Annotated in this window: 11 protein-coding genes; 6 read left to right on the forward strand and 5 right to left on the reverse strand. The window is 43.5% G+C overall.

Annotation, left to right across the window (positions count from 1 at the left end; genetic code table 11):
• Positions 1 to 398: 398 nt before the first annotated feature.
• A complete protein-coding gene (locus F6K52_RS26395; RefSeq protein ID WP_293085282.1) occupies positions 399 to 2,660 on the reverse strand; it encodes an Rv1355c family protein in 2,262 nt (753 codons plus the stop codon).
• 419 nt (positions 2,661 to 3,079) lie between these two features.
• Positions 3,080 to 3,676, reverse strand: a complete 597-nt coding sequence (locus tag F6K52_RS26400) for a GNAT family N-acyltransferase (RefSeq protein WP_293085284.1) — start codon at positions 3,674 to 3,676, stop codon at positions 3,080 to 3,082.
• 181 nt (positions 3,677 to 3,857) lie between these two features.
• Here F6K52_RS26400 and F6K52_RS26405 point away from each other — a divergent pair, with 181 nt between their 5' ends.
• From F6K52_RS26405 to F6K52_RS26425, 5 genes are all read left to right on the forward strand, one after another.
• Positions 3,858 to 4,328 carry a tetratricopeptide repeat protein gene (locus tag F6K52_RS26405; protein WP_293085309.1) on the forward strand — a complete coding sequence of 157 codons (471 nt, stop codon included), beginning with the start codon at positions 3,858 to 3,860 and terminating at the stop codon, positions 4,326 to 4,328.
• 484 nt (positions 4,329 to 4,812) lie between these two features.
• Positions 4,813 to 5,037: a hypothetical protein gene (locus F6K52_RS26410; protein WP_293085287.1), complete on the forward strand. Its 225-nt coding sequence runs from the start codon at positions 4,813 to 4,815 to the stop codon at positions 5,035 to 5,037.
• Complete coding sequence (locus F6K52_RS26415) at positions 5,027 to 5,404, forward strand: type II toxin-antitoxin system VapC family toxin (protein WP_293085290.1); 378 nt, start codon at positions 5,027 to 5,029, stop codon at positions 5,402 to 5,404. The genes F6K52_RS26410 and F6K52_RS26415 overlap by 11 nt, the downstream gene beginning before the upstream one ends.
• Positions 5,405 to 5,416: 12 nt before the next feature.
• Positions 5,417 to 5,581, forward strand: a complete 165-nt coding sequence (locus tag F6K52_RS26420) for an element excision factor XisH family protein (RefSeq protein WP_293085293.1) — start codon at positions 5,417 to 5,419, stop codon at positions 5,579 to 5,581.
• Positions 5,582 to 5,595: 14 nt separating this feature from the next.
• The gene (locus F6K52_RS26425; RefSeq protein WP_293085312.1) at positions 5,596 to 5,880 is read left to right on the forward strand and encodes a XisI protein; all 285 of its coding nucleotides are present in this window, start codon (positions 5,596 to 5,598) and stop codon (positions 5,878 to 5,880) included.
• 20 nt (positions 5,881 to 5,900) lie between these two features.
• On the opposite strand, the gene F6K52_RS26430 is transcribed toward F6K52_RS26425, so the two are convergent.
• From F6K52_RS26430 to F6K52_RS26440, 3 genes are all read right to left on the reverse strand, one after another.
• A complete protein-coding gene (locus tag F6K52_RS26430) occupies positions 5,901 to 6,098 on the reverse strand; it encodes a type II toxin-antitoxin system HicB family antitoxin (protein WP_293085297.1) in 198 nt (65 codons plus the stop codon).
• A gap of 7 nt (positions 6,099 to 6,105) precedes the next feature.
• On the reverse strand, positions 6,106 to 6,324 hold the full coding sequence (locus F6K52_RS26435; protein ID WP_293085300.1) for a type II toxin-antitoxin system HicA family toxin: 219 nt from the start codon (positions 6,322 to 6,324) through the stop codon (positions 6,106 to 6,108).
• Positions 6,325 to 6,671: 347 nt separating this feature from the next.
• Positions 6,672 to 7,277, reverse strand: a complete 606-nt coding sequence (locus F6K52_RS26440) for a Uma2 family endonuclease (RefSeq protein WP_293085303.1) — start codon at positions 7,275 to 7,277, stop codon at positions 6,672 to 6,674.
• 230 nt (positions 7,278 to 7,507) lie between these two features.
• Between F6K52_RS26440 and F6K52_RS26445 the strand changes: the two genes are divergently transcribed.
• Positions 7,508 to 9,257 (forward strand): prolyl oligopeptidase family serine peptidase (locus F6K52_RS26445; protein WP_293085306.1); only part of this gene is annotated, 1,750 nt, incomplete at its 3' end.

Consider the following 9,257-nt stretch of genomic DNA (forward strand, 5'->3'; position numbering starts at 1 on the left):
CCTTTACAGCAGCGTCTTCTTGTTCTACTTGGGTTTTCAACTACTATTTATACTCAACTTGATGGTCAATCTTTTACTCCTGAGTAGCCTTTCTTATAACTCCCGAAAAAATGGGCGAACCGGGAGTTATTAAAATTAACTAAAACAAATTAATCCACTACCCTTTTGCCTAAAGCCATTGCTAAAACCCATTTTAAATGGGTTTTAGCTTATCCCTCTTCTGTCAAACTGGGGTAAAACCTTGATTTTTCCTAGGCTGAAATGACGCAAATTCGTTGGATTATCCCAAAGTGACAGAACAGGGATATCATTGGTGGCCTGAGGTAATGCAAAAAGCTGCTTAACTATGGTCAATTAATGTGACTTGAATATGATTGGTAATTGCCTTAAGCTTGCCTTCAGTGGGTAATTAGAATATCTTCCATTGGCTTCCGCTTTGATCGACCGATAGGCTTGGGGGAAGTTGTGATACGAAACATAATTGCTAGCCCCTGTGACCCATCCAGACCAAAGCACCTGGAGAATTCTTCTCGAAGCATGGACAACAAACGTTGTTCAGATGGGCTGAAGCCCAAGCCTCTTTCCTGCACAAAACGCATTATAAAGTAAATAGATGCTGTCCAAGGATGCACTCCGAAACCACACTTCTCAAGATATAACCAGACATGCATCAGTGCTCGTCCAGCTATGAAAAAGTCTGGACAAGTGGGCTTTCGGACGAATAACAAACCGACACCGCCTGAATTATTGAAGGCACTCTGTGCCCCTTCCATGAGATTTTTGCCCAAACCCCGTTTGTTAATTTCTGCAGCTATCATCGGGTTGCGAATGACCTGAAGTCCGCAAAGATCTATATCATCGAGTCCCAGGTGAGCGACCTCGATCCCATCGCGAGTGCGCTCTGCCTCTTCAGAATCCCAGCGTAGTTCTTCCATCATTTCGCGATGAGCGGCTTGGTTAAGAATCCTTAAACGGTCAGCTTCACCGGCTATTCTTCCAATGGCTGTTATCACTTGTGGATTTGTTACGATCTTACAGTTAACCCCTGAAAAAGGGGCTAGAATCCGGTCAATTCTGTCCCTGAGATCTTGAGGTAAGGGATCGGATGGCAAATTGCTGCGATTGGTACTCCTATGCCTCAGTCCTTCCGCGAGGCTGCAGTTATTTACATTAGGTTCAATTCTGGGAAAGGTGAATCGGGCAACAGGAAAAAGCGATGTGCCAAACCCTTCTATGCTGACTCCAAGTCCCGATTGCCCGGCTGCAAGAATGAAACTTTCCGCAGCCGCTCCAAGCGCTAGGGTGCTCCCTAGATTCCAAAAATCTATAAATGTTGCTTTGGTGCGCGGATCAAGGAAGAGATGAAGCCCATGGTTTGTCGATACCCAAAGCCATGGTTGGGAGTTTCCTCCAGAAGGTGCAAGGGTCGCAACGCTAACCAAGTTGCGAAGCATCTGCATCGACGGCATCGTAACAGCAGTTGATGAAACTGGTGGCAGACTTTGTACTTGTTTCTTAATAAACCATTGAAAATCTTGTTCTTCTTTGCCGGAATGTGCTGATTCAGGCATGCTGCCGGATCTGATTATCTTTTCTAAATCAATGTAATACCTTCCTGAGTTTATGAACTGTCCGAGTAATATGCGTCGAGTAGTGTCAGTGGCAGCCCCGCCACCAAGCAAGATAGCAGAACCTAGTTGTGGCCATGTCGAAACGGTGCTCTCTATTTCTAAAAGGGAGAGTTGCATTCGGTCAGAAACTCCATCTATCCCAAGTATCCCCAAAGCATAGGGTACTTTCTCCCGATTGGACAGTCGTCTCATCTTCTCGGGAGAAACTTCCTCCACAAGACCATGGAATAGCTTACGATTCGGTTCGAGATCGTACCTTTCAACATCGATAAGTCCATTATCGCTGGTGTCCATTAGTACAGGAATGCGCTGTTTTCGCGCTGCGTAGCGAAGACTAAACTTTATATCGATGCTGTCACACTCATCAATCAGAAGATCTAGCTGACCATCTCCGCACAAGAACTCATTTATGTTTTCCGTTTTAATCCCCTTAGTGTAGCATGAAATATTTAGATAAGGGTCGATTTCAAATAGTTCACGGGCAACAACGATCGCCTTGTTGACCCCAATGTTGTGGACGGGGGTATTGATGCGATTAAGGTTGGAGAGATCGATGGTATCAAAATCAGCCAGACGCAGTTCTCCAAAACACCTTTCCAAACCCAACCCCATAGCGATGCTGTGCCCTACAGAAAGTCCAACAATGCCGATGCGTTTCCTAGCTAAAACTTCCTGTTCTTCTGGAGTAATTTTGTACCGATTGCGGTTGGTGCGCAAAGCAACGAAAGCATTGGGCGGCAGAAGGTGTACTAGTCGTCGAGACCAAGGATAGAAAACCCATTTGCCATACTCTTGTAATGGGATTTGTTCGGTAATTGAAGGAATTTCATTTGCAGCTTCCTCAACGCTAAGTTTGCGAGTTGGATCTAAAGACCGAATGTAATCCACGATTTGCTTTTCGATCTGGTCATATATGATAATGTCTGACCGGCACTGTAAATATCTGATCCTATCAGCATCGTTGCTGGAGCGATAGTCAAGAATTTCAGGGTGCCAAATCTCGCTCCCGGTTATTCGATTTTGGTGCATAGATAATACAACTTTCAGTTAAACAGGGAAAACTAGTTACCTGAATCAGATTTTACCCCATATTTAAGGATTGTTATCAACGTGAAAGTAATTAATTATAGCCATGCTAAATCATTGTCTTGATGATTTTTAACGACAATAATGGTAGATTTTATTATCCCCCACACCCGACACCCGACACCCCACACCCCACACCTGACGTCAAAGTAAAAAACCTACCCTTATGAGGTGGTTAGGGGTGGGTGCCTTCTTCCTCCTGTCTTAAAGCACCCAATTTCTTTCACGAATCAGATAGAATTGCTATATAGCAGTGCGCACTGACGGATTGACAAAATGCTAAGGTAAATAATGACCATAACCCTGATTATCAAATATTTTAATTTACCTATTGCATATGGAATATTTGCCAGCGCTTAGCGCTATATTTTGTCCATAATAGGACGGCAAACCAACTCATTTATTTCTCCTATAAATGGGATGAACGGTAGTTTGTTTTTATCACAAATGCTCTCAGATCCGATGGGACGATAACCAAGTAAACTAAACAATTTACTTAACTTGGGGTTTACTACAGCGCAGCAAACAGTTGCTCCAGATTTTTTAGCAAAAAAATTGCTAATTGTAATCAGTTGATAGCTGAGCGTAAGTTTATAGCTTTTTATAAGTTTATTGGCACAAAAATTTTTAGTGATGACCAGTCTGCTTAGGTCAGCTAATACGTCTTTATTTAAATTTGGGCGACCGTATTCTGGGGGTAAAGGAATAGTAATGAAATCGAAGTAGTCTTCCGAGGGAATGCCAATTTTGCTATTCATAACAACACGAATAGAACCAATTATTTCAGAATTTTTATTAAATGCTCCTATATGGATAGTGCTACTATGTAAATCGTATTTATCGGTAATTATTTTAGAATGATTTTTAGGAAGATAGCCATATTCTGATACGAGTACTTGATAGCGCAGTTTTAAAATATTTTGGATACCTTCGCGGTTTTCTATTATAGCAATTCTCATAGCTATGAGGTAAACAATTTCGGAATTTTAGGGAACAGCGGATCTGGGAATAGGAAATAGCGATGTGCTGCATCAAGTTGCCAAGCCATGGCTACTGAGGTCATTCCCCATTTTCCTGATCGACTCAGCAACTATACCAAAGAAGCCCTGACTGATTTGGCAGATATAATAGTACCCTCACCTGGCAGCAACTCAACAGGGTTTAGGCAACCTCTATCTTGATCGAGGGGAATATCATAAAGCAGAACAATTTCACCAGGACGCGATTAACGTAATTGAAGAGTTCTACGGTCCCAATCACCCTAACCTGGCAGTGCATAAAGCAAGTTTGGCACTGACCTACAAAACCCTGGGCAAGTTGACCGAGGCCATAGAATTGTATCAAGAGTGCATCAAGTCCCTCAACTCAACTTACGGCAACAATCATCCCCAAGTGGGAATGTACCTGAGTGATTTGGCTTGGCTGATCTCGGAAGAGAGTAACGAATTGGACAAGTTAAAGCTGGCTGTCAGCTTTTTCCACAAATCGCTCAGCATCCTTACGCCAGTGCTAGACCCCAATCATCCTAGTATTCGCAATGCCCGGAAGGGGCTAACTGTGCTTTACGGTCGAATCGGGAATCGGGAATCGGGAGTAGGGAGTAGGGAGTAGGGAGTAGGGAACAGGGAATAGGCCTCAAGGGGTGACAACAAAGCTCAAACCTAGGCAGGTTTTAGGTTAATGGTTTTAGGTTTTGGGTTTAATGAGCGCGACTCGTGTTGTTGTATTTTCCAGCAGTTGAAGCAATTTTCACCAATCCAACTGCATAGATAGTTTTAATCAATCCATCCCGCCAGGGCAATCTTACCATTAACCTAACCCCATTAACAAACACCCCTGTAAGATTTCAAGAGCGCTTGTCACCCCCTGAGGGAATAGGCAAGAGTTTACTAGAAAAGCTTTTGCTGCTTGTATCAATCTCAAACACTAGCTCAGGCCATTGAGAGGTGGGATTAGTGGAAAGGGCTAGGGATTTGCGATGCTCCGAGCGGCTAAAAGCGATTGGCCGTAGGCCACGCTAAGCGATCGCACTATCCTAATAGACGATCAATCGCGCTAAGATAAGCTAAGGTAAGGTCCACTCATTCTACTGGCAATGGAAGTTCTAAAACTGACCACTAAAACTGATGAATCTGGTTGTTTGAATCTTACGATTCCGACTCAGTTAAGGGCAGTTGAGGTTAACGTTGTTCTTGTTTTAGATCCAGTTTCATCAGTTGAGAAGCAGGAATTAAACTATGATTTTTCTGATTTGGTGGGGCGATTAACCTTTGGGGGAGATGCGGTAGCAATGCAAAGGAATCTAAGGGATGAGTGGTAATCGCTATTTTCTGGATACGAATGCAATTGTAGCCCTACTGCAAGGAAATACTCAACTAATTCAATTATTACAAAATGCTGAGTGGATCGGGATTTCAGTCATTAGCCAAATTGAGTTTCTGGCGTTTTCTGGGCTAGCCGAAAGCGATTGCCAACTTTTTCAACAGTTTCTTCAGCGAGTAGAAGTGATCGGTTTAGTGTCGATTGACACTGGGTTGATTGAGAAAATTATTGAAATTCGCCAGCAATATAGGTTGAAATTGCCCGATGCTATAATTGCGGCGATGGCTATACAAAATTCTGCCAGTTTGGTGACCGCTGATCAAGAATTTGCGAAGGTAACGGTTTTAACAGTAATTAATTGGTAGGGACTGCCCTATTTGGCAATTACCAAAGGAACTTACAAAAATTATTTTCAACGCCAGTTAACTAAGATGATTATCAATCGTAATCAGGTTAAGTTATTGGTGGTTGATTCGGAAAGTGAGGTGATTGAGCAATGGAGAGATAAAAGCATTATCGGGAAATTGTCCAGGAAGTTTTAACAGAGTATCATCAGATCAATGAAAAATCTGGTTCTACCACTGAAAGTGCTTTAGCTTTTGATGAGGTACAGGATCAGTATCTTTTGTTGCTGATGGGTTGGTGGAAAGATGAACGGATTAAGAGTGTGATGATTCATATCCGTTTAAAGGATGACAAGATTTGGATTGAGGAAGATTGGACAGAGGATGGGGTGGCGACAGATTTGTTACAGAAGGGGATACCAGCAGAGGAGATTGTTTTAGCATTTCATCCACCCCATCTGAGACAATATACTGAATTTGCTCCTCAAGTAGCTTGATCTACGGTCAATCGCACTCACTAGGCTGCTGTATTGATAGTTGGTTCGGGAAGCGTTTCACCTGTTTCTTGATAGGCTATTACCAAAGAGTCTAAAGCTTCAGTTCCATTTTTAACTGCTTCTTCATAAGTATCGCCATGACTCCGCCATTGTTGTCCGGGGAAGTCGGGAAAACCAACTAAAAAACAATTATCTTCTTCTGACCATTGAATTATCATTGGATATTTAAGTTTGATCATTATTACAATTACCCTTTACTTCATCAATAGCTTTTTGTACATTCTTTTCTTGATAGGGTTTAGCATCGTTTCCGTCTTTACCTGAAACTGTGATTTTCCCAGAATAAAGAGGATGTATCCAGTTTGTATGACTTCCTTTACCTCGTATTTCTGTAAAACCCGCTTGGTGAAGCATTTGTTTGAGTTCCCTGATTTTCTTTGGCATTGGGTAGAGATTTTACATATTACCTAGTGTATCTAACTCCAAGCTAGATTAAAATCTCAACTGGTGAAAGTGGCTTAAGTAGCGCGAACAGTGAAAATAGCTTACTTTTGCTAAACTGTTTTTTAACCTGTTACCACAGTCCCATAAGCTGGTCTTCATTTAAATTTGAGGGTTCTGACTGCTGGGGAGCTGGGGAGCTGGGGAGCTGGGGAGCTGGGGAGAAAGTTTGACGGTTTTTTTATAACTGAATAATACCCAATTTAAATGCGCAACAGCTTAGGAATGCGATCGCGTAGCGTAGCCCTTCGGGCTAATCGCAAAAATTGAACGTATCTCGGGTAGGCTCCTCAAGACCAAATCTCATCCATCTTGAGCACAAATCCAGGTAAAACTGGCTCACCACTCACCGTTGCTGGATTATCCAGCTGTTCAACTTCCGCCCCAAGACGATATACATAAACTTGGCGCTGATCTGGGTCAATCAGCCAACCGAGCAAAGTTCCATTTGACCTATACTCTGCCATTTTGTATTGCAAGTTTTCCAGGCGATCACTTCCAGAACGTAGCTCAATCACAAAATCAGGGCATAGGGGTACAAACTTCTTTCGTTGTTCTTTAGTTAGGGATTCCCACCTCTCTAGCTTGACCCAAGCAACATCAGGAGAACGATTTGCTCCATTGGGAAGTATAAAGCCAGTAGAAGAATCAAAACCTTTCCCTGTACCATCTTGCTTCACCCAATTGCCAAACTGAACAATCAAATCAAAATTGCGACCGCCAGTTTCCCCTCCTGTAGGAGTCATAATAATAAGCCTTCCATCTTCGTGGCGTTCGATCCGTAACTCCCGATTGAGCTGACAAAAAGCAAAGAATTCGTCATCACTCATATCAAAAGCCGGACGAGTCTTTAGTTCTAAGGGCGTTGCTAGTTGTGGTGTGATCGATCCAGTCATAATTATCAGGGGCGATTTGCCTTCCCCAACAGGCATCTTGGTGGAACCGGCATCTTGGTGGAACCGGCATCTTGCCGGTTACAATTTCCACCCTTATCCCTCTACCTTCTTATTAGCCTTATATAGATTTTAGCTCAATTGGCGATCAGCCCCATAACTCCCCATGTCATCCTAAATTTACCTAGAGAATAGAAACGTTACACTAGAAACGCTCTTCACCATCTGCCACCATGCCATCTACCAGTCAACCCCTGAACTATCCCAAAAGCCGCAAAGCCGACCAAGTCGATGATTACCACGGTACTCTAGTAGCTGACCCTTACCGCTGGCTAGAAGACCCAGATTCAGAGGAAACTAAGGCTTGGGTAGAAGCACAGAATCAAGTCACCTTTGGTTATCTCAGCGAAATACCAACACGGGAAACACTTAAGCAGCGCATCACCAAGCTATGGAATTACGAGAAATATAGCACTCCCTTTAAAAAAGGCGATCGCTACTTCTATTTCAAAAACAATGGTCTTCAGAACCAAAGTGTTCTCTACACCTTGACCTCCCTCGATGCTGAACCAACCCTATTACTTGACCCCAATACCCTTTCAGAAGATGGCACCGTTGCCCTATCAGGTTTAGCCATTAGTAAAGATGGCAAGCTGCTCGCCTATGGTCTGTCTAGGTCTGGTTCTGACTGGCAAGAGTGGCAAGTGCGGGAGGTGGAAACCGGTCTTGACCTCTCGGATCAGATTAAGTGGGTAAAGTTTTCTGGGGCATCTTGGACTCACGACAATCAAGGTTTCTTCTATAGCCGCTTCGATGAACCCAATGAAGCCACTAAGTTAGAAGACCTGAATTATTATCAAAAGCTCTATTACCATAAGTTGGGAACACCCCAGTCAGAGGATAGTCTGATTTATGAGCGGCCTGACCAGAAAGAATGGGGTTTCAGTGGTCGAGTCACTGAAGATGGTAATTATCTGATCATTACAGTCTTCCTGGGTACTGACCCCAAAAATCTGGTGTTTTATAAAAATTTGCAAGACCCAGATGCCCCGGTGGTGGAACTCATTAACGAATTTGATGCCAGCTATAGCTTCATCGGCAATGATCAATCAGTATTTTGGTTCAGCACAGACTTAGATGCCCCTCGTAGTCGAGTCATTGCCATTGATACTAATCATCCTGATCAGGCACAGTGGCAAGAAGTAATTCCCCAAGCGGATGAAACCCTGGAAGGTGTAGGCTTACTCAACAACCAATTTGTGGCGGATTACCTCAAAGATGCTCACTCCTCCATCAAAATTTTTGACCTGGATGGTTCCTTTGTGCGGGAAGTCGAATTACCTGGTATTGGTTCCGCTGGTGGTTTCAATGGGTTACGTTATGATACTGAAACCTTCTACAGCTATACCAGCTTCACCACCCCTGCAACCATCTATCGCTACGACATGGTAAGTGGGGAAAGTACCATTTTCCGGCAGCCCCAGGTAGACTTTAATCCCGATGACTACGAGACCAAACAACATTTCTACCCTAGCAAAGATGGCACCCAAGTGCCTATGTTTATCACCCACAAGAAGGGATTGCAGTTAGATAGCAATAACCCCACTTACCTCTATGGCTACGGCGGCTTTAATGTGTCGATCACCCCTAATTTCTCCATTAGCAATCTGGTATGGATGGAAATGGGAGGTGTTTATGCTGTTGCCAATCTCCGTGGTGGCGGTGAGTATGGGGAAGATTGGCACCAATCTGGCACAAAACTCAACAAGCAAAATGTATTTGATGATTTCATAGCGGCGGCGGAGTGGCTAATTGATGCTCAGTACACCTCATCACAAAAATTAGCGATCGCAGGCGGTAGCAATGGGGGATTATTAGTCGGTGCTTGCATGACTCAGCGTCCAGACTTATTCGGTGCAGCCCTACCAGCGGTGGGAGTACTAGATATGTTGCGCTTCCATAAATTTACCATTGGTTGGGCCA

Origin of the sequence: Moorena sp. SIO3H5, from assembly GCF_010692395.1 — a bacterium.
Classification (GTDB): Bacteria; Cyanobacteriota; Cyanobacteriia; order Cyanobacteriales; family Coleofasciculaceae; genus Moorena.

What these genes read in the sequence shown, in the direction of transcription:
- F6K52_RS26395 (WP_293085282.1), bottom strand. Translation starts at nt 2,660, where the DNA reads ATGCACCAAAATCGAATAACCGGGAGCGAGATTTGGCACCCTGAAATT.
- F6K52_RS26400 (WP_293085284.1), bottom strand. Translation starts at nt 3,676, where the DNA reads ATGAGAATTGCTATAATAGAAAACCGCGAAGGTATCCAAAATATTTTA.
- F6K52_RS26410 (WP_293085287.1), top strand. Translation starts at nt 4,813, where the DNA reads ATGGAAGTTCTAAAACTGACCACTAAAACTGATGAATCTGGTTGTTTG.
- F6K52_RS26415 (WP_293085290.1), top strand. Translation starts at nt 5,027, where the DNA reads ATGAGTGGTAATCGCTATTTTCTGGATACGAATGCAATTGTAGCCCTA.
- F6K52_RS26430 (WP_293085297.1), bottom strand. Translation starts at nt 6,098, where the DNA reads ATGATAATTCAATGGTCAGAAGAAGATAATTGTTTTTTAGTTGGTTTT.
- F6K52_RS26435 (WP_293085300.1), bottom strand. Translation starts at nt 6,324, where the DNA reads ATGCCAAAGAAAATCAGGGAACTCAAACAAATGCTTCACCAAGCGGGT.
- F6K52_RS26440 (WP_293085303.1), bottom strand. Translation starts at nt 7,277, where the DNA reads ATGACTGGATCGATCACACCACAACTAGCAACGCCCTTAGAACTAAAG.